This is a genomic window from Pseudohongiella spirulinae (assembly GCF_001444425.1).
GTDB lineage: Bacteria > Pseudomonadota > Gammaproteobacteria > Pseudomonadales > Pseudohongiellaceae > Pseudohongiella > Pseudohongiella spirulinae.
In genome coordinates, this window is record NZ_CP013189.1 from 1,099,987 (window position 1) to 1,125,018 (window position 25,032).

The 25,032-nt window shown below is 54.6% G+C and carries 15 protein-coding genes; 12 read left to right on the forward strand and 3 right to left on the reverse strand.

Features of this window, described 5'->3' with window-relative positions; genetic code table 11:
* The first annotated feature begins 24 nt into the window (after nucleotides 1-24).
* Nucleotides 25-1,824, forward strand: a complete 1,800-nt coding sequence (gene oadA, locus PS2015_RS05090; RefSeq protein WP_058021208.1) for a sodium-extruding oxaloacetate decarboxylase subunit alpha — start codon at nucleotides 25-27, stop codon at nucleotides 1,822-1,824.
* Nucleotides 1,825-1,826: 2 nt separating this feature from the next.
* Here the strand turns inward: oadA and panP are convergent, their stop codons facing one another.
* Complete coding sequence (gene panP / locus PS2015_RS05095) at nucleotides 1,827-3,470, reverse strand: pyridoxal-dependent aspartate 1-decarboxylase PanP (protein WP_058021209.1); 1,644 nt, start codon at nucleotides 3,468-3,470, stop codon at nucleotides 1,827-1,829.
* Nucleotides 3,471-3,619: 149 nt separating this feature from the next.
* Between panP and PS2015_RS05100 the strand changes: the two genes are divergently transcribed.
* Nucleotides 3,620-5,674 carry a LysM peptidoglycan-binding domain-containing protein gene (locus PS2015_RS05100; RefSeq protein ID WP_058021210.1) on the forward strand — a complete coding sequence of 685 codons (2,055 nt, stop codon included), beginning with the start codon at nucleotides 3,620-3,622 and terminating at the stop codon, nucleotides 5,672-5,674.
* A gap of 7 nt (nucleotides 5,675-5,681) precedes the next feature.
* On the opposite strand, the gene PS2015_RS05105 is transcribed toward PS2015_RS05100, so the two are convergent.
* Nucleotides 5,682-6,737 (reverse strand): lytic murein transglycosylase, encoded by a 1,056-nt coding sequence (locus PS2015_RS05105; RefSeq protein ID WP_058021211.1) that lies wholly within the window; start codon nucleotides 6,735-6,737, stop codon nucleotides 5,682-5,684.
* 76 nt (nucleotides 6,738-6,813) lie between these two features.
* Entirely contained in the window at nucleotides 6,814-7,995 is a 1,182-nt protein-coding gene (locus tag PS2015_RS05110; protein WP_058021212.1) for a tRNA-queuosine alpha-mannosyltransferase domain-containing protein, read from the reverse strand.
* A 40-nt stretch (nucleotides 7,996-8,035) separates the two neighbouring features.
* Between PS2015_RS05110 and PS2015_RS05115 the strand changes: the two genes are divergently transcribed.
* From PS2015_RS05115 to PS2015_RS05160, 10 genes are all read left to right on the forward strand, one after another.
* Complete coding sequence (locus PS2015_RS05115) at nucleotides 8,036-9,613, forward strand: class I adenylate-forming enzyme family protein (protein ID WP_058021213.1); 1,578 nt, start codon at nucleotides 8,036-8,038, stop codon at nucleotides 9,611-9,613.
* A gap of 79 nt (nucleotides 9,614-9,692) precedes the next feature.
* Nucleotides 9,693-10,292, forward strand: coding sequence for an NUDIX hydrolase (locus tag PS2015_RS05120; protein WP_058021214.1), 600 nt, complete (start codon nucleotides 9,693-9,695; stop codon nucleotides 10,290-10,292).
* A gap of 106 nt (nucleotides 10,293-10,398) precedes the next feature.
* Nucleotides 10,399-14,013: a DUF4175 family protein gene (locus PS2015_RS05125; protein WP_058021215.1), complete on the forward strand. Its 3,615-nt coding sequence runs from the start codon at nucleotides 10,399-10,401 to the stop codon at nucleotides 14,011-14,013.
* 3 nt (nucleotides 14,014-14,016) lie between these two features.
* Complete coding sequence (locus tag PS2015_RS05130; RefSeq protein WP_058021216.1) at nucleotides 14,017-16,320, forward strand: hypothetical protein; 2,304 nt, start codon at nucleotides 14,017-14,019, stop codon at nucleotides 16,318-16,320.
* A 17-nt stretch (nucleotides 16,321-16,337) separates the two neighbouring features.
* On the forward strand, nucleotides 16,338-17,357 hold the full coding sequence (locus PS2015_RS05135; RefSeq protein ID WP_156412663.1) for a hypothetical protein: 1,020 nt from the start codon (nucleotides 16,338-16,340) through the stop codon (nucleotides 17,355-17,357).
* Between the two features lie 10 nt (nucleotides 17,358-17,367).
* Entirely contained in the window at nucleotides 17,368-20,040 is a 2,673-nt protein-coding gene (locus tag PS2015_RS05140; RefSeq protein WP_058021218.1) for a tetratricopeptide repeat protein, read from the forward strand.
* Between the two features lie 2 nt (nucleotides 20,041-20,042).
* Nucleotides 20,043-20,957: a DUF4159 domain-containing protein gene (locus PS2015_RS05145; RefSeq protein ID WP_058021219.1), complete on the forward strand. Its 915-nt coding sequence runs from the start codon at nucleotides 20,043-20,045 to the stop codon at nucleotides 20,955-20,957.
* Between the two features lie 34 nt (nucleotides 20,958-20,991).
* Entirely contained in the window at nucleotides 20,992-22,029 is a 1,038-nt protein-coding gene (locus tag PS2015_RS05150; RefSeq protein WP_058021220.1) for an AAA family ATPase, read from the forward strand.
* 36 nt (nucleotides 22,030-22,065) lie between these two features.
* Nucleotides 22,066-22,959, forward strand: a complete 894-nt coding sequence (locus PS2015_RS05155; RefSeq protein WP_058021221.1) for a DUF58 domain-containing protein — start codon at nucleotides 22,066-22,068, stop codon at nucleotides 22,957-22,959.
* Entirely contained in the window at nucleotides 22,960-24,987 is a 2,028-nt protein-coding gene (locus tag PS2015_RS05160; protein WP_058021222.1) for a BatA domain-containing protein, read from the forward strand.
* The last annotated feature ends 45 nt before the right edge of the window (nucleotides 24,988-25,032 follow it).

A 25,032-nucleotide genomic window follows, 5' to 3' on the forward strand; every position in this document is an offset into this window, starting at 1 on the left:
ACCGAACACCAGGAGACTGACATCATGAGCAAAATCCATGTAACTGACGTGGTACTGCGCGATGCCCACCAATCATTAATAGCAACACGCATGCGCACCGAGGACATGTTGCCGATCTGTGACAAGCTCGACAGAGTCGGATATTGGTCTCTTGAAGTCTGGGGTGGCGCGACGTTTGACGCCTGTGTGCGTTTTCTTAAAGAGGACCCCTGGGAGCGTCTCAGGCAGTTGCGCCAGGCGCTGCCCAACACCCGGTTACAGATGCTGTTGCGGGGTCAGAATCTGCTGGGTTACCGCCATTACGCCGACGATGTCGTGGAGGCCTTTGTTGCCAAGGCGGCGAGCAATGGCATTGACGTGTTCCGGGTGTTTGATGCACTGAACGATCTGCGTAATATTGAAACAGCCATGCGCGCCGTAAAAAAAGCGGGCAAACACGCGCAGGGCACCATCTGCTACACCACCAGCCCGGTTCATACCGAGGAGCTGTTTGTTAAGCAGGCGCTGGCCCTGCGGGATATGGGTGCCGACTCAATTGCCATCAAGGATATGGCGGGACTTCTGACGCCTTATGCGACCTACGATCTGGTCAGCGCGATCAAGTCTGCCGTTGAGTTGCCCGTCTTTATTCATAGTCACGCCACCGCCGGAATCGCTGATCAATGTCAACTCAAGGCTGTCGAGGCGGGCGCCGAACATATTGACACAGCTATTTCATCCTTTGCCTGGGGCACCAGTCACCCGGCAACAGAATCGATGGTGGCGGCGTTCAGGGGCACACAGTGGGACACCGGACTGGATCTGGAGCTGCTGACCGAGATTGCTGACTACTTCCGTGATGTGCGCAAACGTTATCATCAATTTGAAAGTGAGTTCGCCCGCGAAGATATTTCTGTACAGATCAACCAGGTCCCGGGCGGCATGATGTCGAATCTTGCCAATCAGCTCAAAGAGCAGAATGCGTTGAGTCGTATTCGTGAAGTGTTTGCGGAAATTCCGCGTGTTCGTAAAGATCTGGGCTACCCGCCGCTGGTCACGCCCAGCTCCCAGATTGTCGGCACTCAGGCTGTGCTGAATGTGTTGAGCGGTGAGCGATACAAGTCGATTACCAATGAAGTGAAACGTTATTTACAGGGCGGTTATGGTCAGCCGCCGGCGCCGGTTAACACCGAGTTGCAGACTCGTGCTATCGGCAAGGAAGACATCATCGACGGCCGTCCGGCCGATCTGCTGAAGCCGGAAATGGAGCGTCTGCAGAGAGACATCGGTGAGCTGGCTAAATCCGATGAGGATGTGCTGACCTTTGCCATGTTCCCTGATATCGGCCGCCAGTTTCTGGAGCAGAGGCAGGCCGGCACGCTGGAGCCCGAACCTCTGTTGCCGGAACCGAAAAGCGGGCGAACGGTGGAAGAAGGTATTGCCACAGAGTTTGTGATCGACGTGCACGGAGAGACTTACCAGGTTGCCATTACGGGTGTGGGAAACAAGGAAGAAGGCAAGCGCAGAATTTACCTGACGCTGGACGGCATGCCGGAAGAGGTGGTCTTTCAGCCAACTAACGCCTACGTAGCCGAGGGCGGCAGCGGAGCGCGCCAGAAAGCTTCGCGACCGGGGCATGTGACGACCACCATGCCAGGCAATATTGTGGAAGTGCTGGTTAAGGAAGGCGATCAGGTGGAGGCGGGTCGTGCAGTGCTGATTGCCGAAGCCATGAAAATGGAAACCGAGATCCATGCCACCATCGGTGGCAAGGTCAAGGCAATTCACGTTGTAAAAGGCGACCGCGTCACACCCGGTGAGGTACTGATGGAGATCGAAGGCTGAGTTCAGCAGCCGCAGAACAGGTTGCGAACCTGCTTCAGCAGTGCCTGTATCGGCGGGGTAGCTGCGATCTCTTTTTGCTCCGCCAGCATGTCCTGAAGAATCTGATTGGTCGTCAGCGGGTTGGCCAGTACAGCCCGGAAGACGATGACCGCATTCCTGTTGTGATGATGGGGATTAAGCCGGGTTCGTGAAACGAATGATCGTCCAAGCCCGCGCTGAGTTTTCTGAATGCGTTTGGTGACCAGGTTCAGCTGTTCGTTGACCTCGGTGCGCAGGCTGGCCGGTGCCGATTCCAGAGCCGTCTGAATATCCTGCGGTACATAACGATAGGTCAGAATATTCAATTCGGGCTCGCTGATCAGTTCAAAATCCTTGTCGGCCCGAATCATATCGGCAAAATGTCTGGCGCGACTGATGCCCTGATCAATAAGCAGTTCATAACCCTGGCGTCCGATAATATGCAATCCCGAGTGCACCAGGATCGCCATGCCCGGCCGTGAACCTTCGACTGTATGGCTGCCCAGATCTTTGGAGCCTTTGCGTATTATGTACTCCGCATGATGCTCGACGCTACTCAGCGTGCTGGGCTCCTTGAATACACAAATGCCGGCACCCATGGGTACATATAGCTGCTTATGGGCATCCAGAGTGACTGAATCGGCTCTTTCAATGCCCTTCAGCAGGGGGCGGTAGGTATTCGAGAACAGCGTGGGTCCGCCCCAGGCTGAGTCGACGTGAAAGTGTATGCCGCGCTCCTGAGCGATATCGGCCATCTGGTCCAGCGGATCTATGCTGCCGGTTTCAGATGCACCGGCAATGCCGACAATGGCCATTACTTTGATATTGGCCGCAGCCAGTTCATCACATTTTTTGGCCAGCAGGTCAGTGCGGATTTTATTGTTGGCGTCGGTTTCGATAGCGATCAACGAACGGCGGCCTATGCCCAGAATATCGGCGGCCTTACCCAGCGAATAGTGGCCGCGTTCTGAGACCAGAATGGCCAGCCCTTTGTATCCGTAGTGCTGCATGCCGGCCACCAGGCCTTCCTGCCCCAGTCCAGCGAAGCCTTCAGTTGGCGCCAATACGTTATTGCGTGCCGCCCACAGCGCCGTCAGATTGGCGATTGTACCACCAGAGCAGAAGCTGCCCAGTGCATGGGCCCTGTCGTGCATCCATTGGGTGTAAAAATCCTTGTCCCGGCCGTATACCAGATGATGGATCATGCCGACGACCTGGCGCTCCATCGGTGTAAAGGCTTTGGAAGTTTCAACCTTTACCAGGTTCTGGTTCAGAGCCATCATGATGCGCGAGAGCGGCAGCATGAAATAGGGTAGCGCCGAGGCCATATGACCGACAAAACTCGGTGCCGAAATGTGTACAGATTGAGCGACCAGTTTATCCAGTACAAACTGGATCTGATCAGAAACGAAGGTCGGCTGTTCCGGGATCTGTGGGTCGGCGAAATCCTTTTCGATATCTGAAAGATCGCGCTCTGAGGCGACAATATGTTCCTGCAGAAAACCGGCAAGATTCTGTGATATTGATTGATCGATTCGCCCCAGCGTTGAATCCGGTGCCTCCGGTACAGTGAAAATCCGGTACAAAGACTCGAGGCTGGCGCTGGCCAGTTTTTTACTTTCGCTCATCGTTCAGGCCCATTGGTAGCAGGGGTGCGCAGTATAGTGGAATTACAACAAGGTTGACAGTCAGGGGGCTGCAAGGGCAAGATCACTGCAAATTGCGGTCGATATGTCGCAAAAATCAGACAGGAATCAACCACAGAGCTTCTAAATCTATGCGAACAATAAAGTATCTGCACCACTTGATCTGGTCTTTTACGCTGTTTGCAGCCTTTTCGGTTCACGCACAATCTTCCTCAGACCTGCTTCCCCGGCCAGCCGCGCTGGAGCCGGCGATCAAGTTCTGGACGCGTGTCTACACCGAGGTCGACACCCAAAGCGGCTTTCTGCACGATGCGGAGAATCTCTCAGTGGTTTACCGCAGGGTGGATTACAACCGTGAGCAGATTGAACACTACAGAGGTCGTATACACGAAGATCTGCAGGTGCTGGCCAGTGGTAAACGCACAGGGCTGACCCTGCACCAGCAGCAGGTGCTGGACGCCTGGCCGGAAGGCGTCAGCAATACGACATTGGCAGAGGCGGTGAATCGGGTTCGTTTCCAACTGGGTCAGTCAGACCGCTTTATAGAGGGGCTGATTCGCTCCGGAGCCTACCGTGAGCACATTGAACGAGTCACCCGTGAACGCGGTCTGCCAGTGGAGTTGGCGGCGCTACCGCATGTTGAGTCATCCTTCCATCCGGGCGCATACTCTCATGCGGCGGCTGCGGGGATGTGGCAGTTTATGCGAGCCACAGGACAGCGCTTTATGCGCATCGACAATGTGGTTGACGAGCGCATGGATCCCTACACGGCTACTTATGCCGCAATGAGCCTGCTGGAGTACAACTATGGCCTGCTGGGCAAGTGGCCGTTGGCACTGACTGCCTATAATCATGGCGCTGGCGGAATTGCCCGGGCTGTGCGTGAAACCGGCAGCGATAATATCGAAGACATCATCGCCAATTATCGTGGCCGGGCATTCGGTTTCGCTTCTCGAAACTTCTATCCTCAGTTTTTGGCGGTGCTGGATGTTGAACGTCAGGCACAGGCCCTTTTCGGGGTTCTGCACCTGGATTCGGCACCGCAATACGAAGAGTATGAACTGCAGGCCTATATCGAGGCTGATGTCCTGGCCCAAAGACTGGGCGTAACAATAGAGCAATTGCGATTTGATAACCCGGCGCTGCGCCCCGTGGTCTGGCAAGGTGGCAAACGCATCCCCCGTGGCTATACATTGAAAATTCAGCGTAACTCCATCAATGGTGACCTGGCCAGTTTGATCGAATCGGTTCCCGATACCCAGCTGTATGCCTATCAGACGCCCGATGTGAATTATGTGGTGCAGCGTGGGGACAGCCTGTCTGTGATTGCCAGACGATTTGATACCTCTGTCAGGGAGCTGGTGTCCCTGAATCAGTTGCGGGATCAGCACCGTATCAGCGTCGGGCAGACTCTGCTGCTGCCGCATGATACCGACATGGTGACACGCACGCTGGCATCCGTCGATGAACCTGTCGATAGCCCGGTTGACGAGCCTGAGCCTCAGCTGGTTGCAGTATCGTTTTCTGACACAGATGAAGGGCCGCAGTTGTCGGATGCGGCGACCGTCAGCGTTGCGGCGGTTGAGCAAAGTGCTGCAGAAATGGTTGCTGTCACTGAACCAGCTCCATTTTACGGACCGCCGGAACCACCTTCGCTGTCAATCACCGGGGTGGATGCGGATCAGCCCGCCATTGAAGTGGTAGAAAACGTGCAGGTCAGCAACGAATTGGCTGAGCTGGATCTGGCTGCGGACCCCAGCGACTATTCTGTTGCAGCCGATGGCACCATTGAAATTCAGGCGTCGGAAACATTGGGACATTTTGCTGAGTGGCTGGATGTTCGCGCCCAGGACCTGCGGCGCATCAATGGCATGAGTTTCAATCAACCGTTGATCGTTGGTAACCGCCTGCGGCTGTCATTGGATCAGGTCAGCCGGGATGAGTTTGAACTGCGTCGCCGACAATTCCATATTGCCCAGCAGGAGCGCTTTTTCCGCAACTACCGGATTCAGGATTTGAATCAGCATCAACTGGCCGCTAACGAGACAATTGATACACTGGCCCGCCGTCGATATTCAATACCTCTGTGGTTGCTGCGTCAGTACAACCCGGATCTTGATCTGGGACGGGTTCGGGTAGGTCAGACAATCCTGGTACCCATTGTTGAACCCGTCAATGACGTGTGATCTTGGCTCAGTCACGAATATCGGCGATGGCATCAGCCAGCAGGCTGACTGATAAAGCGTAGCGGAAGGCCGGGTTATAACGCATGATCGAGCAGAAGTTGCGGTATACCAGGTAACCCTGATCATCCCCCTCATCTCCCAGTAATAAAGCGGCAGGCAGGTCCCGTGTTGGTAGATTGCTGCCATCAGCCCGTCGCACGCCTAATTGCTGCCAGTCACTCAGCGGACGCCACGCACCCGTTGTCCGATAGGATCGGCAGGTCGCATCCGGCGTCATACCGGCACTCTGTGGTGCAGGCAGAGATTGCTCACCACCCGGCGGCAGACTGACGCGTCGACCCCAGGTCTGGTCATCGCGCCAGCCGGTTGATTTAAGGTAATTGGCAACTGATGCGATCACATCCGGTCCCATACTCCACAGATCTATGCGACCGTCGCCGTCATGATCAACGGCCAGGCGCAGAAAGCTGCTCGGTGTGAATTGGGCGATGCCCAAGGCGCCGGCCCAGGAGCTTTTCATCATGTCGGGAGTGGCCAGACCTTTATCGACGATTTCCAGCGCTGCAAACAGTTCGTTACGGAACATTTCACCGCGGCGGCCGTCAAAGGCGAGCGTAGCGATTACGCTGAACAGCGGCTGGGTAATCGGAAAACTACCGTAGTTACTTTCCAGTCCCAGAATAGCCACAACAAAACGGGGTTGAACGCCGTAATGGGCAGAGACTTCGCGGATCATGTCGCCATGTTCGGCCATCAGATTTTTGCCGGCTTCTATGCGGTTACTGCTGACCCGCTGCAGATAACGAGCATAGGTATTATCGAATTCGGCTTGATTGCGGTCTGCCTGTATAACCTGCCGTTGCTGGGTAATCTCCGGTAGAACCAGATCCAGTGTCGCATCACTGATGCCTCGGGTACGCGCGTCAGCCCTGAACTCAGTCAGCCAGCTCTGAAATGCCGCCTCGTTGTCCTGTTCTGAAGCGTTTTCCTGGGCCAGCAGTGTGGCGCTTAAAAAGCTGAAAACGGAAAAAATTATCAGTGCCGACCTGGTTCGGACTGTCATGCTGACTCCTGTGATGTAACAACGTCTGATCAGCGTTTAACTTTATCGCGACGGTGTGATGCGGGACAAGTAGTTTTCAAGGTTTGAGCAGGCTGCTGATCGCCTCATTCCAGGCCGCGCCTAGCGCGCCGACACTCAGATGGCTCACATTCGGGCGGTTTGCCCGGATATCCGGTAACATCTTCTGCAGACAGTCGGCGGCGGCCTGTGCCTGCGCGGAGATGCTGTCAGCAATAACCGGGTAGCGGCACTGTGCCGGCAAGTATTCCGGGTAGGCCAGCGCGTCGGGTACCAGTGGTGTGCATCCCAGCGCACAGGCTTCCAATACCGACAGACCCTGAAAATCATGCCGGGCTGTTGACAGAACAATATCGCCATGCTGAAGCACCTGAAGGTAAGCATTTCGATCTTCAATGTGATTATCGATTCCCGGCTCAATGCCCTGGGACTGATAATGATCCGACAAAAGTTGCCGCAATGTGGCGAAGGCGGCTGGCTGTTGTCGGAAGCGTTGTCCCAATAAATGCAGGCGAAAACAAACGCCACGCTCAATCAGCTCCTGCATGATACCCAGGAGCAGTTCGGGTCCTTTGTCGTACTCATGACGATGATTCCAGACGATATTCAAAGCATCGCCAGACAGCCGTTGCTGATTAATCGCAGGCGCACCTGTTGAGGCATGCGAGTTGAACAGCGAGTCAGCAAGCGGGACCGGAAGCACCTGGCTACGCTGCTGCAGATGTTCTGTCAGGCCGCACGGCACATGATCCGGCAGTCTGTCCAGCAATTGCCGGGCGCCGCTCAGGAAGCTGCGCCGGTTCCAGTCACTGTTGAATGCAATCATGTCCGCACACAATGCCGTATAAATGCTGGTTAATTGCATGTTGAGCAGATTATGCGCTTGGCGGCCAGCCCGTCTGGCATCATCAGCTTCAGTATTGTCAGGGTATGCAAACTGGTTTTCGTGGAAATAGACCAGCGTGGGCAGAGCTGCCAGTTCCGGCACAAAGCCGCGCAGGGCACTCAGATCGCACAGCGACGTAACAATCAACAGCTCGTAGTTGTCAGTCAGCTCCTGCCGGTGGTTAAATGCCCAGGTCAGACTGTTACCTCGCACCCGCCACGCAAAATGCCTGGCTGGCAGGCCCAAAGCGGTCCACCGTGCGGTGGGAAACAGCTCAAAAAGCCTGCTGCGCCATTGTTGATGACTGACAGCTTCATAGGCACTGAGCAACAAAATTCGGGTGTCTTCGGGCATCAAATCGTTAATTTTCGGGATGTGAGTGTAAAAACGGACTATGCAATCTAATGATGAACAGTTGCTGGGTCAATCGCCACAGCAGTTGATAGCTTCGCTGCCGGCACGAGTCAGTTCAGCGCTGTTCGAGCAGGCGCAGCGCCGTCCTGAAGCCGCTGCCGTGAGTGATCATTTGGGAAGAGGCTTGAATTATCAGCAGCTGGCGGCTGTTGTGCAGCAGACGGCAGAAAAGTTAACCACGCAGGGTGTCTGTCGTGGCGACCGGGTATTGCTGATCAATGAAAACTGTGTGCCGGTGTTGGTCTTGATCCTCGCGCTGAGCGAGCTGGGTGCCTGGCCTGTGGTGGTGAATGCCCGGATGGCCGCCGCTGAAATCGACCGCATACGTTCCCACTGTCAGCCCCGGCTGGCGCTGTATCTGATGGACTCACAGGCTGCCGCTGCCCAATGGCAGACACTGCAGTCGGCGTCTGTTGGATCGGACTGCATGCTGAATGTTGTCGGCGGCGAGGTGGCCTGTCGGACATACGAGACGCAAAGACTGCCGCAGGACCAGCAGTTGAGTGATCAGGGTGTGTTTACCCTGATATACACAACCGGCACAACCGGCGATCCCAAAGGCGTGATGCTGACCCATCGCAATGTTCTATATGTAGCGGCTGTCAGCGGTGCACTGAGAGGTTTGAGTGCCGATGACCGTGTGTATCTGGTCTTGCCTGTTTCGCATATCTTCGGGCTGTCGGCGGTGTTTCTTGCATCGATTTATGCAGGTGCCGAGCTCATTGTTGCTGATCGTTTTGATCCGGCGCAGGCCATGCAGACCATGCGTGAGCGTCAGGTCAGCGGCATATTCGGGGTGCCGGCGATGTTTGCCAGGCTGGCTGATCATGCGCGCTCGACGGGCATCAGCGGCGCCGATTTACCCGCATTGCGGTTTATGTACAGTGGCGGTGCTCCGCTGGATCCGGCCATCAAGTTAAAAACCGAAAAACTGTTCAGTCTGCCTCTGCTCAACGGTTATGGTATGACGGAGAGTGGTCCGACCATTTGTCAGGTCCGCTACAACGAGCCGCTGGATAATTGCAGCGTCGGGCGCCCCCTGCCGGGCATGGAGATCCGTCTGCTGGGCCCGGACGGAAAGCCAGTGGCTGACGGGGAAGTTGGCGAACTGCATATCCGCGGACCCAATATCATGCTGGGTTACTACCACAATCCTCAGGCGACGGCCGCCGTGCTGGATGCTGATGGTTTTCTGAATACCGGCGATCTTGTCAAGCTGGATGAGAGGGGCAATGTCCATATTGCCGGGCGCAGCAAAGAGCTGATCATTCATTCCGGATTTAATGTATATCCGCCTGAAGTTGAAGGGGTGATTTCAGCACACCCGCAGGTGTTGCTGTGCGCCGTGATTGGCCGTGAGGCGGAAGGCAATGAGATGGTAGTCGCTTATGTCCAGCTCGCCGGCGGCAGTGATCTGGATGAAGAAACCCTGCAGACCTGGTTGAAACCCCGATTGACGGCATACAAGCGGCCATCGCAGATTATTTTTATGGACCCGCTGCCGACCGCGCCATCAGGCAAGGTGCTGAAACACAAACTGCAATCCGCAGCGCGATAATGAATTGACGGACTTGATTGCTCAGTGTGATTCCGTTAAAACCATATCGGCTCTTCATTCGTATTACGGATAAACGATTATGCCCAGACTTGCCAGCACAGTTGTTCTGGTGCGTGAAAACAGACAGACAGGCATTAACAGCCTGGAGACATTGTTGTTGCTGAGAAACACAAAGCTGTCGTTTGAGGGCGGTGCCTGGGTGTTCCCGGGCGGCAAGGTAGATCAGTGCGATTATCCCCCGGCCCAGTCGACACTGCCGGAGGCACATCTCGAGTACCGGGCAGCGATTAATGCCGCCGTGCGTGAGACGCGGGAAGAGTCCGGTCTGGTCATTGCACCTCAGGACCTGATTCACATTGCTCACTGGACGACTCCGACCGGCTTGCCCAGGCGCTATGCAACGTGGTTTTTCCTTTGCCCGGTGCGCAGCGATGAACCGATCAAGGTAGATGACGAGGAGATTCTGGATTATCAGTGGCTGCAGCCTGAACAGGCTCTGAAGCAGCATGAGCAAGGCATCATTCGTTTGCCGATGCCCACTTGTCATACCCTGGAAAGCATTGCGCCGTTCCGCAATCTGGAGGTGCTCTGCGATAGTATGACGCGCGCTGATATCCATGTTTTTCCCGAAAACTCAGATCATTATCGGCCAATTGAGGGGCTCGTGAGAGTCACCTGAGAATTGCTCGTCAGATCGACCGACGCTGACGACAGATTCCCTTGCTTTGGCCGGTCCGTTAATGGGATAGTTCAGGCAGACTGGATAATAATCAGCAGGGTCGTCTATGAGTCTTACCGACAAAAGAAGTCCGGACATAGCCAGCGTTCATAAATTGAAAGTCGCTCTGGCCGGCGTTCGCAAACGCCGGCAATTCCTGCGTGTCCTGCATCAGTCCAGCCTGCTGGCGGTTGTTGTGGTCACCGCCTTCCTGGCGCTGAGTTTCCTCAGCCTGCGTCTGCCGGAACAATTCCTGCTGCAAGTGCTGATGTTTGCTGTATTCGGCGCGATTTCCGTATTTGCCCTGTGGCGCTATCTGGCGGCTTTGCGGCGTCTGCGTGAAGATGACCGGCAGTTGGCGGGTTATGTGGAGTCAAGGTTGCCAGATCTTGAGCAGCGCCTGCTGACCTCATTGGAGTTTTCTGCCGATTCCGATTCAGCCTCGCAAAAGGGCGTTTCCAGACAGTTTCTGCAGCAGCTATGGGATGATGCTGATGTTCACCTGCATGCCCAGCAACAACAACTCAGCAGAATCTCTGACAGTCGCATTCCACTGACTTCTTTTGCCATTGCAAGCGGTTCAGGGCTGTTGCTGGTCGTATTGCTGGTCAGCTCGGATGCTTTGCTGCGTGCTGGCAGCCAGCTACTCTGGCCTTTCAGTAACATGCCTGAAGTGACTGCTACGCCGGTAATTGAGGAGTCCGCCGAACCTGCTGAGCTTGTATTGTCCGTCGAACCGGGTGATATCCGTATGCAGCGCGGCAGAGCAGCCACGATTCAGGTTCGGGTGGAGAATGCTGTTCCTGATGACGTGCGTCTGCGCATGCGTTCCGATCAACTTAACTGGTACGACGTCAATATGCAGCGCGATGGGGCGGGCAGTGACGGTGCAGCGTTCAGTTACTACATGCCGACAGTCACTGAAGACCTGGTCTACTATGTCAGCGTTGATTCTGACGGTGAGCAGCGCAGTCGGGAATACCGCATTACCCTCTATGATCTGCCGCAGGCGGAGCAGATTGATGTTGCCTATCAGTTCCCGTCATACACGGGTCTGGAAAACTATGAAGAAACCGACAGCGGTGATTTTGTTGTACCGGAAGGTACCCGTCTGGACCTGAACATTGCCTTTAACAAGGCGGTACAGCAGGCACAGATGGTGTTTGATGATGAAAGCAGCCTGCCTGTTACCGTAGACGGCCAGTCCGGACGAATTTCCCTGACAGTTGATCAGGACCGTGTATATCGCATTGTTGCTACTGATTTTGACCGTCAGCAAACAGAAGATGCTGATCAATACTACATTCGGGCTATTCCCGATGAAGTGCCATCGCTGGCATTGCTGAGCCCGGGTCGCGATCAGAATGTCATGCCACTGGAAGAAGTTGTACTGCAGATTGAAGCAAGCGACGACTACGGTCTGACAGATTTTACCCTGCACTACAGCGTGATTGGTGCCGATGAGGTTTCGGTGGACTTTCTGCCAGAAACCAATATTCGTAACGTGACAGGCGACCAGATGATCTACATGGAAGACCTGGCTGTCAGCCCTGGTGATTTTGTCAGCTATTACCTGACAGTTGCGGATAACAATGAACTTCGCGGTCCTCAGGAAGTTGTGTCGGATATCTATTTCCTGCAGGTGGTACCGACTGACCAGGAGTTTCGTCGCGCCAGTGGCGGCGGTCAGCAAGGCGGTGGCGGTGGTGGCGGCAACAATGAAAGCAGTGCGCTGGTCACGCTACAAAAAGACATTATTGCGGCAACCTGGCGATTACGACAGCAACAACTGAACATGGACCAGCAACAGTTTGAGGATGATGTGGCCGTGGTGGCCGACTCTCAGCGCGATGCCATGGATCGTGCCCGCATGTCCATTGATCGTCTGTCAGAACGAATCAACTTTGCTGATGACAGTTATGGCAATGCAGTCACGTATCTGCAACGCGCCATTGAACAGATGCAATCCGCTGCTGATGATCTGGATCAGTTGGCGCTTACGCAGGCCATGCAGCCTGAACAGCAGGCGCTGCAGTTTGTCTTGCGGGCAGAAGCAGAAATTAACCGTACCGATGTGAATTTTCAACGTCAGGCCGGCGGTGGCGGTGGCGGTGGGGGACAGCAGGAGCGTGAGGACCTGCGTGAGCTGTTCGAGATGGAGATGGGACAAAACGAAAATCGTTATGAAACACCTCGTCAGGCTCAGCAGGGTGGCGGGCAGAACGCCGAAGAAAACAGCCGCCTGGAGGAACTGGCGAGGCGTCAGGAAGGGTTGACCAGGGCGCAGCGTAATCTGGCCAGACGTATGGATCAGATGGACGAAGAACAGCGCCGTCGGGAACTTGAGCGATTGCGGCGCGAGCAGGAGCAGTTATTGAACGATGTGGCGCAATTACAACAACAGATGTCGCGTCGTCAGCAGATGAGCCAGTCGGCGCAAAGTGCTCAGGCGGGCGGCGGACAGAGCCAGAATGAACAGTTGCAGCGTGCACTGGAACAAATGCAGGAGGCGGCGCAGGCGCCCACGCCGGCGCAGGCTGCTGCCCGCAGTCAGCGAGCCCTGGAAAGTCTCAGAGAGCAGCAGCGAACGCTGGCGCAGCAACCAGACAACTCGCCTGATCAGTTGGCCCAGAACCTTGCCCAGCGCGGTCAGCAGTTACTGCAGCAACAGCAGCAGCTTCAGCAGGCGCTGGAAGATCTGAACAGGCAGCAGGGCCTGGGACAAACCCGTCAGGCGGCAGCCGAGAACGAGCAGCTACAGGAACTGGTCAACCAGCAGCAACGCAACCGTCAGGAACTGGAGGAAATAGAACGGATGCTGCGGGCAGTGGTCGCGCGTGCTGATACGGACGAGCAGCAACTGTTATCGCAGGCTCAGGCGGCCAGCCGCGCTCTGCGACCGGTGCGCGAGCAGATGGATACCAGTAATCGGGTATTGCGTAATGGCATGGTAAACCTCGCACTGGATATAGAGAATGATGTAAATCAAGCACTTACAGAGCTGAATAATAATTTGCAGGCACTGGGTAGCGGTACCCAGCTTGCACAACAATCGGCTAATGCGGATCCGATCAGCCAGGCTGCGGCAGATGCCAGTGCTCTTCGACAACAATTGGAAGCCCTCCAGCAACAGATTGAGCAACGTCAGGGCGAACCTGGCGGTGATCAGTCGGGTACAGAGTCCATTGCACAACTGCGCGAACGGCTGCAGCAATCCCAGCAGCTCGCACAACAACTATCCGAGCAGCTGCAACAGGCCGGTCAACAACAGTCCGGTGAAGCCGGGCAACAACAGGGACGAGCCGCCGGTCAGCCTGCTCAGAGAGGTCAGGCAGGTCAGCAGGCCAATCGTGGTGCCCGTGCCGCGGGCGGCCAGGAAACCCGACAGGGCCTGGGTGGCATACCCGAGCAGGGTGAGGCCGCTTTGTGGGGTAATGCCCGCTCGATCAGCAGCGAAATCACGCAACAATCATTGGAAGCCTTCATGAACCAGCCCGAGTTGTTGCGCGGTTTATTGCAACCCCTGATTGAACTGGAAAGTGATCTGCGAGCACGTGCTGAACTGGCGCGCATTACCCAGCGTCTTTACACAGTATCAGAAGAAGATATCCCGGATGAATACCGCCAGCTGGTCGAGGCCTACTATCGGGCGCTCTCTGAAAACCGGAGTACAACACCGTAAGTCATGAATTTCTTTTACGAATCATATGTAGTTGATGCCATTCGTGATGGTCGGTTTTCGCTGGCTTACAGTCCGCATCCACTGTTGACCTTTGCACTATTTTTGCTGGTGCCGGTGCTTGTCTGGTGGCTTTACCGACGCACTACGCGGCCGCTGACACCACGCTGGCGCTTATTGCTGATCAGCTTGCGTTCAGCGGCGCTGATCATTCTGCTGTTAATGTTGTTGCGGCCTGTTATCAGCACCTGGGAAATAAATCCCCAGGAAACCTACCTGGCTGTGCTGGTGGATGACAGCGAAAGTATGCAGATTGCTGATATGGCGGGTGGGCAGAGCCGCAGTGAAGCTGTTCGCTCGGTGCTTTATGGCGATGACGGTGCATTGGCCACCCTGGCTGAACGCTATCAGCTTCGGACTTTTGGCTTTGACAAGAGCCTGCGCCGGGCAGGTTCTGAATTGGAGTTGACGGCTTCGGGCAACCTCTCCAGTCCAGATGCTGCCCTGCAGCAGGTGGCTGATCAGTTAGGCGGGCTGCCATTGAGTGGTGTTGTGCTGATCAGTGATGGCGCGGACAATTCCGGGGGCGATGTGCTGGCCCGGGCGCGCGATTTTGCTGCTCGTGAAATCCCGATTTTCACGGTCGGGGTGGGGCAAAGTGACATTCCCACCGATGTAGGCATTACCTCTGTCTCGGCTGCCAGCACCATCCTGGATAACAGTGTCTTTGATGTTCAGGCAACATTGATTCAGCGGGGTTATGCCGGACGTCAGGTTAACCTGCGGGTCATGGACGGCGACACTGAGGTGCTCAGCCGCGCGGTGCTTCTGGGGGCGGATGGCAGCAGCCAGCGAGTCGACCTGGAACTGAGTCCGGAGCGCCGCGAACCCATTCTCTATGAGCTGTTGATTGAACCTTTGGATCAGGAGCTGATACTGCAGAACAACCGCTATCAGTTTCTGGTCGACAACAGCGAACGACCGGCACTGAATGTTCTGTATGTGGAAGGTCATCCGCGTAACGAGTTCAAGTTTATCAGACGAGCGGTTGAGGGCGATGAGAGTCTGCGGCTTGCCTCCTATCTGCAAACCGGCCCCGGACGTTTCTATCGCCAGGGCATTAACTCGCCATTGGAACTCAACAACGGATTTCCGACTGATGCTTCGGAACTTTACACCTATGAAGCAGTGATTCTGGGGGATATCGAACGGGATTTTCTGAGCGATGAACAGCTAGGACTGTTGCAGGACTTTGTCGCTGAGCGCGGTGGCGGCCTGCTGCTCAGTGGTCGACTGAATGATGCATTTATCGATACTGCTCTGGCTGATCTTTTGCCGGTGACGCCTGAGCGCTCCACAACATTGCCTGCTTATCTGCAAGGTGGTATTACCCGCGGCACGCATGCTACCGGCGAGCTTTTCAGACCGCGGCTTACGCCGTCCGGCGAGTTCTCGCCATTGCTGCGGCTGAGTTCCGATGATTCAGAGAATCGGGTGCAGTGGGCCGCATTGCCCGCGTTACAGGGTGTTTATGTTACCGGTCGCCCTAAGCCAGGAGCTACTGTGCTGGCCGAACACCCTTCTATTCAGTATCAGGGCCAGGCTTTGCCGGTGATCGCAACCCAGCGTTACGGCAGTGGCCGCAGTATGGCCATCACAACGGCTAGCACCTGGCGATGGCAGATGCTGATGTCGTCCGAAGATGATTCGCATGAACGGATCTGGCGCCAGATGCTGCGCTGGTTGTCGCAGGATGCCCTGGAGCGGGTAACGGTTAATTTCGACAAACCATTCTACAACGTGGGTGACCAGGTCACGGTAACCGCGCGGGTTCGCAATGAAGAGTTTCAGGCGGACAACAATGCCTCTCTGTGGCTGCAGCGCACTAACCCTGATGGCTCGATGAGCGACGTCGCCATGGAATGGGATATCAGCGAAGATGGTGTCTACCGAAGTCAGTTTACCGTTGACCAGGAAGGTGTTTACAACACCCTGGTTGATGTCAGCAGTGCAGTCGGGGCGGGCATAGAAAATGAGAAAAACTCGGCATTTGTTGTCACCCCGTCGCTGCGGGAATTCAACAATGCCGGGCGCGATGCAGGATTACTGGGACGTATAGCTGAGAGCAGTGGCGGGCAATACTATGACCTGTCGCAGATTGATCAGCTGGTTTCTGATATTGAACGAACCCCGGGTGCTTATTCGCGTGAGGTGCAGGAAGATCTTTGGGATAAACCATGGCTCCTGGCACTTCTTATAGCTCTGATGTCTGCCGACTGGATGGCCAGGCGTTATCGGGGGCTGTCATGAGACTATGTAGATTCTGTGTGATCACATTAGCTTGCCTGGGACTGTTTGGCACCGTGCAGGCTCAGCCGGTGTCTGATAATGAAATGCCCTGGTTTAATCAGACGGCCGCCAACAACAAATATGCATTGATCATCACGGGGGCCGCCGCCGCGCCTGATATACGAGACCGCTTCCGACGCTGGACATCGACATTGCGCAGCACCCTGATCGAAGATTACGGCTATGACAGTAGCCGTATTCGGATATTACTGGATGATGGAGAGAATGTTGGCAACCTGTCTTCCATTATCAGCGGGAGTTCCAGAGTCGACGATATCAAGCGCCAGGTGTCTGTATTGGCCGAACAGGTCAACGAAGGCGATCAACTGAGTGTATTCCTGATCGGTCATGGTTCGGGAACATTTGGTGAGGCCAAGTTCAATAATGTGGGCCCGGATATGACGGGTGCGGAACTGGCTGACATGTTGTCGGTTTTCACGGCACAGGATCTGATCATTTTTAATACCACCAGCGCCAGTTTCGAGTTTACTCGTGAGTTATCCCTGCCAGGTCGGGTTGTGGTCTCAGCGACACGCTCAGCGGCCGAGCGCTATGATCCATTGTTTGCTGACTATCTGATTGCCGGTCTGCAGGGCCATACCGCCGATCTGGACAGAAACGGTCGTGTTTCCGTGCTGGAAGTTTTTAACTATGCCAGCACACGAGTTGCTGACTGGTATCGGGAACAGGGTCGACTGGCCACTGAAAATGCGGTGCTCGATGATACCGGAGACGGTTTGTTCAGTCGCGAGCCAGGCCAGCAGCAGGCTGATGGTTTGCTGGCTGAAATTGCCTACCTGGATGTGATTCGTCCGGTGGCCGAAAAGACCTCACCCCGTGCCAGGGAAGTACTGTCACAGATACAGTCTCTGGAGCGCGACATCTTTATTTTACGTAATCAGAAAGCCAATTACCTTGAGGATGATTACTGGAATCGGCTGGAAGCCCTGTTGATTGATCTTGCCGTTCAAACGAGGGAATACAATGCCTTGCCCTGAATTCACGACAATGGTTAAACGGTTGAGCGCGGTTGCTCTTTCTGCCGCGCTGCTATGTCCCGCACCACTGTACGCCCAGAATGAGCCGACAGCGCTGGAGAATCTGCAACGCGCCGAGGAATTGCTGCAACGCGGTTCTTACCTGGCAGCGCAGGAAGTGTTTCAGACTGTGCGTGATGCTTTTTACCAGGAGCAGGTGGCTCTGGGTCTGGCGCGCACACACATGGAAACTGGCCAGTATGATCGGGCTATCGCTGCCCTGCAACAGGTCATCGATGAGCCGGCTGATCAACCGTTACCAAGTACACGCCTGGCCGAAATCTATGTGCTGACTGGTCGATCAGCCGAAGCTCAGGCCTTGTTGCAGGAAGTTGTCGATTCGGTTTCTCAGCCGCCAGTCAGGTCTTTGGTGCAATACGGCCTGGTGTTGCAGTTGCGTGGCGAAACAGAGTTGGCCGATGTGCAATTCAACGCAGCGCTGGATCGCTATGACAGTGGGCTGGTATTTGACTCCGGGGATGTCGGGATGGTTGCGCTGGCGGCCTGGCAGCTTGATGAGTTCCATGATGCAAATGCCCTGTTCGGAGAAGCGGTGCGACTGGATTCAGGTAACCTGGAATCACTGGTGCTGTGGGGTAATCTTTTCCAGGAAAAATTTAATGATGAGGACGCCCGCCAGAACTATGTTCAGGTACTTGAACAGAATCCGCGATACACCCCGGCTCTTGTTGGCCTTTCAAAAATCTCTTCGCCGGAGCGCAACCTGACCCGCGCCCTGGATATCAATGCGCGTGATGTGGCTGCACTGGAAACATTTGGCGTGATGCTGATCAGGAATGACCGGGAGGAAGAGGGACGTCAGATGCTGGCGCAGGCACTGGACAATAACCCGGAATCCATTCCCGCACGTGCCACGTTGGCCGCATTGGCTGCGATGTCAGATGATCAGGCAGCATTTGATGAGCAGTTGCGCGCTATTAATCAGTTCAGCCCGGACAACGCTCAGTTTTTTGCGTTGGTTGCCGATTATCTGGGCAACAATTACCGGTTTACTGAAGCCGTCAGTTTTGCCAGACGGGCTATTGAAACAGACTCCGGAAACTGGTTCGCTCACACTGTTCTGGGCGGTAATCTGGTTCGACTGGGTGAGGAGGAGCAGGGTAAATATCATCTGGAACTGGCCTTTGATAATGATCCCTTTAACGTCCTGACCTCTAACATGTTGCAGGTTTTTGATGTGCTGGAGGAGTATGCCACACTGGAAAGTGAACATTTCCGTGTGAATATGAGTCAACGCGACGCTCAGATTCTCTGGCCGTATATGGAGCCGCTGCTGGAAGAAAGCTGGGATCGTCTGGTTGAAAAATATCAGTTTGAACCAGAGGTGCCAGTCATCCTGCAGGTCTTTGAGCGAACAGAAGATTTTGCAGTGCGCTCGGTCGGGCTGCCTGACATCGGTCCGCTGGTTGGAATCTGTTTTGGCAAAGTGGTCACGTTGATCTCACCCGACACGCTGAGCGCCAACTGGCAGGAAATAGTCTGGCATGAGCTGGTGCATGTGTGGACTCTGCAAATGACCAATAATCGTATGCCACGCTGGCTTTCTGAGGGTATTTCCACCTGGGAGGAGCGATTGGGCCGACCAGAGTGGGGGCGTCGTCAGGGGCTTGACCTCGTGAGAGCCGTTCAGCAGGACAAACTATTACCGGTTTCCGATCTGAATCGTGGTTTTACCTCAGCCAACAGCAACGCCGATTTGAGTTTCGCGTATTTCCAGTCTTACCTGGTCGTTGAATATATCGCTGAGGAGTTTGGTTTTGATCATCTGCTGGCGCTTATCCATGAGTACGCTAATGTACTCCCGGAAAGTGAAATGTTCAGCAATGTATTCGGCATGGATATAGAAACCTTCGACAGTGGTTTCCGAGACTGGATACAGGCCCGGGTTGAAGAGATTAATGTCTATGTACACAGCGATGACAGTCCCGATGAAGGTGCCGGGCATGGGCACGGTGTTCGTGAGAACAACAGTGCGGTAATGGCAGAGCTGTACAACAACGAGTCTTTGAAACAGTATATGCGGGCCAGGATCCAGCGCGAACCTCGGGACTTTCAGGCGCAGTTACAGCTGGGCATCGTGCTGTTCCGGGAAGAAGCCTATGGGGAAGCCATACATCATCTGACTCTGGCGAATGATATCCTGCCAGACTATAGCGGTTATCCAAGTCCGGCGCTGGTGCTCTCGCAGGTTTACGAAGCCATGGGCGAGCGGGAACAACAGTTGGCATGGCTGGAAGTCATGCTGGAGAATCAGCAACACGATTTTGCGTCGCCACTTCTGCTGGCAAATGATGCGCTGGAAAAAGGTGACCTTGAGCGCGCCGGTTATTATCTGGAGCGTGCGCTGTCGGTTAACCCCTACCGTGCTGAGATTCATCACGCTGATGCTGAGTTCGCTAAGGCGTCTGGTGACACGCAAAGAGCCGTGCAGGCGTATGAAGTATTGCTGCAGCTTGATAACACTGATCCAGTTGCTGCCAGAACAAACCTGGCGCAGGCTTATCTGGAAAACAATCAGACCGAAGATGCACGTTACAATATTCTGCGAGCTCTGGAGACAGCACCGGGTTACGAGCGCGCTCAGCAGATCCTGTTGCAGGCAGTGGGCCGGGGAGCACAGTAACGATGGGTCAACCGGTATTGTTCAAAAGGCGGGTTTTGAGGAAGCTGGCACTGGCTTTTGTTGTGTCGGTTCTGTCAGTGTTGGCTATCCCGACCATGGCGCAGCCGGATCGCAGCATCGCTTTTCCACCCGATTTTGACATCACCACGCTTCAGCAGCGACGGCCACCTCCCATCGATATGGGACAACGCTTCAGTCCTGGCAGTGCTGAACCCCTGGCAGCCCCGGAATTTACATTTATACGCGGACGTTACGAGAATTATCCGGGTGGTCGCACTCGACGCGGAGGTTGGTGGGACACTGACTTCCCCGATGCCGAGCGCAATTTTTTGCGCGGTGTCCAGCGCTACACCCTGATTGATACAGACACCAGTGCGACCCGCGCCATGGATCTGACGGATCCGGCTTTGTTTGAAAACATCTTCTTATATATGACCATGAAACGTGTGCCGATAGGCTCTATGCGCAGCGGGCCGAATTTTACGCCTGCTGAGGCAGATTCCTTGCGTGAATTCATGTTGCGCGGCGGTTTCGTTATGGTTGACGACTTTTGGACGGATGCCCATTTTCAGGATTTTCTGATTGAAATGAGCAAGATTTTCCCTGACCGTGAGGTGGTTCGCCTGGATTTGAATCATGAAATCTTTCGCATGTTTTATGATGTTGAAAGAGTGCCTCAGGTGCCTGGTCGGGCTGTTACCTGGGATTACGGCAGTGTGACGCTGGACGACCCGCGTTACCCTCCTGCGGTGCATGCTGTTCTGGATGATGACGGTCGGGTCATGCTCGTTGCCAATTACAACTCTGATATGGGTGATGGCTGGGAACATACCTTTCTGGAACTTTACCCAACCCAGATGAGTAACGAGGCTTACCGGCTTGGCATCAATTACCTGATTTACGCTTATACACATTAAAAAAACGCACAATCAGTACAGGAAGGACTACAGAATGACAGACACAGAAATCGTTCACGACACACCCGTTGCCGGACTGGAGGATCACGATGATCTGGCGCTGGTCAAAAAGATGCAACAGGGCCGTGATCAGATGGTGCAGGAGATTCGCAAGGTCATTGTGGGTCAGGATGCTGTCATCGAGGAATTATTGATTTCACTGTTCGCCGGTGGTCATTGCCTGGTAACGGGTGTGCCGGGGCTGGCCAAGACTCTGTTGATTAAAACAGTGGCAGATATTCTGCAGCTGGATTTCAGCCGTATTCAGTTCACTCCGGATCTTATGCCTTCGGATGTTGTTGGTGCTGAGATTGTAGAGGAGCACGAAGGCAGGCGTAAGCTGGTATTTGTGAAGGGGCCGATTTTCACCAATATTCTGCTGGCTGATGAAATCAACCGAACGCCGCCTAAAACTCAGTCTTCTCTGCTGGAAGCGATGGAAGAACGGCAAGTAACAGCAGCAGGTGTCACTCACAAGATGGCGCAACCGTTTTTTGTACTGGCGACGCAGAATCCCATTGAGTTGGAAGGTACTTACCCGTTGCCCGAGGCGCAGCTGGATCGCTTCATGTTCAAGATTGAATTGGGTTATCTTACCGAGGAAGAAGAAGTGCAGGTGGTCAGCACTACAACCCGGACCATGGATAAAACCGTTGCGCACCCGCTCAGCGGTGAGGATATTCTGGCCTTTCAACGTATTGCGCGCCAGGTGCCGGCCGCACAGTCAGTCATTCAGTATGCTGTGAGACTGGTGCATGCAACGCGGCCTCAGAATGAACATGCACCTGATTTTGTCAAGGACTGGGTGACCTGGGGAGCTGGCATCCGGGCCTCGCAGAATCTGGTACTGGCCGGCAAGGTCAGGGCACTTCTGCATGGTCGCTACAATGTATCCTATAACGATATCCGGGCCCTGGCACCATCAGTCCTGCGTCATCGTCTGCAGTTGAACTTCCACGCCGAGGCCGAGCGTATCAGCAGCGATGAGGTTATTCGTCGTGTTATCGAGACTGTGCAGGAACCGAGCCTGTAACCATGAGCAAGCATCCAATTTCATCAGGCGCAGCGTATGGCACAGAGCAATAATTTTATTGATCCGGCAGTGCTGGCAACCCTGGATAATCTGGAAATGCGTGCCAGAGTGATTGTGGAGGGTTTTATTGCCGGTCTGCACAAAAGCCCCAAGCGCGGGTTCAGCGTCGAGTTCACTGATTATCGCCATTACATCCGTGGAGATGATATGCGACATGTGGACTGGAAGCTGTACGGTCGGACAGACAAGCTGTATATCAAGCAGTATGAGGACGAGACCAATGTGCGCTGCTATATCCTGTTGGACAGCAGCGCCTCGATGGCATACGCCTCTGCCAACATGAGCAAGCTGGAGTATGGCCGGACCCTGGCGTCGGCGCTGGCGTACTTCATTATGCGGCAGAAGGATGCGGTGGGATTGATTACCTTTGACGAAAAAGTGCGTGATTACATCCCGGCGAAAGCCCGACAGTTACACCTGCTTCGCATCCTGCGCAGTCTCAATGAATTACAGGCGGGCACAACCACTGATATCGTCAGACCGCTTACCGAACTGGCGATGTCGCTGAACCGAAAAAGTCTTGTCATTCTGATCAGCGATATGCTTGAGGATGAGCAGGCGACCATAAAAGCATTGCAACAGCTTCGGGCCATGGGTAATGAGGTCATTGTTTTCCATGTGCTGGATGATCAGGAATTGAATTTCAATTTTAATGAGTCGTCCGAGTTTATCGACATGGAAAGTGCAGAAAAGCATATTACCTCGCCGGCAGCGGTGCGTAAGGCTTATCTGGAAAACCTCAACAACTATCTGGCTGACTGTCGCAAACGTTGTCAGAGCAGCGGTGTTGATTACTGTCTGTTGAATACATCGCAGCCACTGGACAAGGCGCTGGCTTCTTATCTGACGCGACGGACGAGGAGTGCCTGAATGAGTTTTCTGTCGCCGTTGTTTCTGCTGGGGCTGTTGGCTGCTGCTATTCCGGTGGCCATCCACCTGATCAGGCGTGAGAATCCGCCCAAGGTGATGTTCGGCTCACTGCGATTCCTCAAGCAGACCACCAAAAAACTGATCCTGTTTCAGCAGATTCAGCAATGGTTACTGCTTGCTCTGCGAGCCCTGTTAATCTGTCTTCTGGTTTTTGCGTTTGCCAGGCCATTTTTGTACCAGGGTTCACTGGCCAGGCTGGTCGATGCTGAACCCGAGTCAGTGGTTATATTGCTGGATACCTCGCTCAGTATGCATTATGCGGACCGGTTTGATCGGGCACGTGATCAGGTATTGACTGTGTTGAATGCATTGTCACCAGCTGACGAAGCAGCACTTGTCACATTTGCCGGTGCGACACAGAATGTCCGTGAGCTGACCAGTGAGATCGATAGTCTGCGTAGCTTTGTTGAGAGCCTGGAGTCACCGGGCTACGATCGTGTCCGGTTTTTCCCGCCACTGCAGCTGGCTAATGATCTGCTCGCTCAGGCTAGCCATGAGCGGCGACGGATAGTGCTGGTGTCGGATTTTCAGGCGGCGGGTATGAGCGACGCTCTGCAAGGCTGGATGCTGGCCCCGGGCGTTGCCTTGCAAGGTATCAGTGTGGCTGATGAGCGCAGCAATAATCTCAGTATTACAGATGTGCGTGTACCTGAGCAGTTAACCGCCATTGATGCAGATCAGTCCGTTTTGGTCCGGGTAAGAAGTACCGGCACGGTTTTTCAGGATCGAGGTACGCTGACATTGCGTCTTAATGGACAGACTGTTGAGCAGCAGCCGGTAGTGCTGCAGGACAGTGCGGAACAAGTGGTCACTCTGCCGTTGGCACTGGACGGCAGCGGTCAGTATCAGGGTGAATTGATTCTGGCGGGAGACAGCTTTGATCTGGATAACCGGTGGCACTTCAGTCTGGACGTCATGCCTCGCATGCAGGTATTGATTGTGAATGGTGCCCCGTCTGCAGACTGGTATGACGATGAGGCGCACTGGTTCAGTCTGGCTCTGCAGGGAATGGACAGTTCACCGTTTGAAGTGACAACGGTGCAGGCTGCAACGCTGACGGCCGGGCTGATCAGTGAACATGATGCCGTAGTGTTGCTGAATGTGGACGAGGTTCCGCAGAGCAGTCTGTCGGCTTTACAGCGCTTTGTGGAGGATGGCGGATCGCTGTGGTTTGCGCCAGGTGACAGAGTTGATGCGCAGCTGTTCAATCAGAATTTCAGCAGTCTGTCGCCTGCTCGCCTGCTGACTTCCAGTGTACTGACCGCCAATGACTACAGGCTGATAGCTGATATGGATCGTCGTCACCCGGCCTTGTCGGGCCTGGATGTGGACTGGAGCACGCGTTTCGAAGGTTTCTGGCAGACTGAACCCGCGCTGGATTCTGAGGTGTTAATACGCCTGGATTCAGGGGAGCCGTTGTTGCTGGAACAGCCTATGGCTTCAGGTCGAAGCATGTTGCTTAGCAGTTCTCTGGACCTTGGCTGGAGTAATTTTCCGCTGCAAGGTCTATATTTGCCTTTTGTACATGAAGTCCTGACTTATCTGATACAGCCGCCTCAACGGCAGCAGTCCTGGCAAGTTGGCGACGTCATCGCTCTGGACAGTTTTTTTGACGCAAGTGATGAGCGCGCTGTTCAACTGCGTGAACCGGACGGCCGTGAAGTGAATGTGACTCGCGAGTCGCCATTTTACACAGCACGAATGCCCGGTGTTGTCAGTGGCCCGGACTCGATGATGTTTTCTGTGAATATTGCGCCCGATGCAGCCACACTGGCTGCCATCGATGTTGCCGAGCTGAGTGATGCGGTGCTAAATCCCGAAACCACACCGGTAATCAGCGAGCGTGTAAGAACGGCGCAATTAATTGCAGATATTGAACAGCCGCAGCGGCTGTGGTGGTGGATTCTGCTGTTGGTAGTTGTGGTGCTCTTGCTGGAGGGTTGGATTGCCAACCGGACCTATCGATAAGCAGCTAGTTGAAACTCAAAATCAGGGTAAAGTTACAGGACCCGA

What these genes read in the sequence shown, in the direction of transcription:
- oadA (WP_058021208.1), top strand. Translation starts at nt 25, where the DNA reads ATGAGCAAAATCCATGTAACTGACGTGGTACTGCGCGATGCCCACCAA.
- panP (WP_058021209.1), bottom strand. Translation starts at nt 3,470, where the DNA reads ATGAGCGAAAGTAAAAAACTGGCCAGCGCCAGCCTCGAGTCTTTGTAC.
- PS2015_RS05100 (WP_058021210.1), top strand. Translation starts at nt 3,620, where the DNA reads ATGCGAACAATAAAGTATCTGCACCACTTGATCTGGTCTTTTACGCTG.
- PS2015_RS05105 (WP_058021211.1), bottom strand. Translation starts at nt 6,737, where the DNA reads ATGACAGTCCGAACCAGGTCGGCACTGATAATTTTTTCCGTTTTCAGC.
- PS2015_RS05110 (WP_058021212.1), bottom strand. Translation starts at nt 7,995, where the DNA reads ATGCCCGAAGACACCCGAATTTTGTTGCTCAGTGCCTATGAAGCTGTC.
- PS2015_RS05115 (WP_058021213.1), top strand. Translation starts at nt 8,036, where the DNA reads ATGCAATCTAATGATGAACAGTTGCTGGGTCAATCGCCACAGCAGTTG.
- PS2015_RS05120 (WP_058021214.1), top strand. Translation starts at nt 9,693, where the DNA reads ATGCCCAGACTTGCCAGCACAGTTGTTCTGGTGCGTGAAAACAGACAG.
- PS2015_RS05125 (WP_058021215.1), top strand. Translation starts at nt 10,399, where the DNA reads ATGAGTCTTACCGACAAAAGAAGTCCGGACATAGCCAGCGTTCATAAA.
- PS2015_RS05130 (WP_058021216.1), top strand. Translation starts at nt 14,017, where the DNA reads ATGAATTTCTTTTACGAATCATATGTAGTTGATGCCATTCGTGATGGT.
- PS2015_RS05140 (WP_058021218.1), top strand. Translation starts at nt 17,368, where the DNA reads ATGGTTAAACGGTTGAGCGCGGTTGCTCTTTCTGCCGCGCTGCTATGT.
- PS2015_RS05145 (WP_058021219.1), top strand. Translation starts at nt 20,043, where the DNA reads ATGGGTCAACCGGTATTGTTCAAAAGGCGGGTTTTGAGGAAGCTGGCA.
- PS2015_RS05150 (WP_058021220.1), top strand. Translation starts at nt 20,992, where the DNA reads ATGACAGACACAGAAATCGTTCACGACACACCCGTTGCCGGACTGGAG.
- PS2015_RS05155 (WP_058021221.1), top strand. Translation starts at nt 22,066, where the DNA reads ATGGCACAGAGCAATAATTTTATTGATCCGGCAGTGCTGGCAACCCTG.
- PS2015_RS05160 (WP_058021222.1), top strand. Translation starts at nt 22,960, where the DNA reads ATGAGTTTTCTGTCGCCGTTGTTTCTGCTGGGGCTGTTGGCTGCTGCT.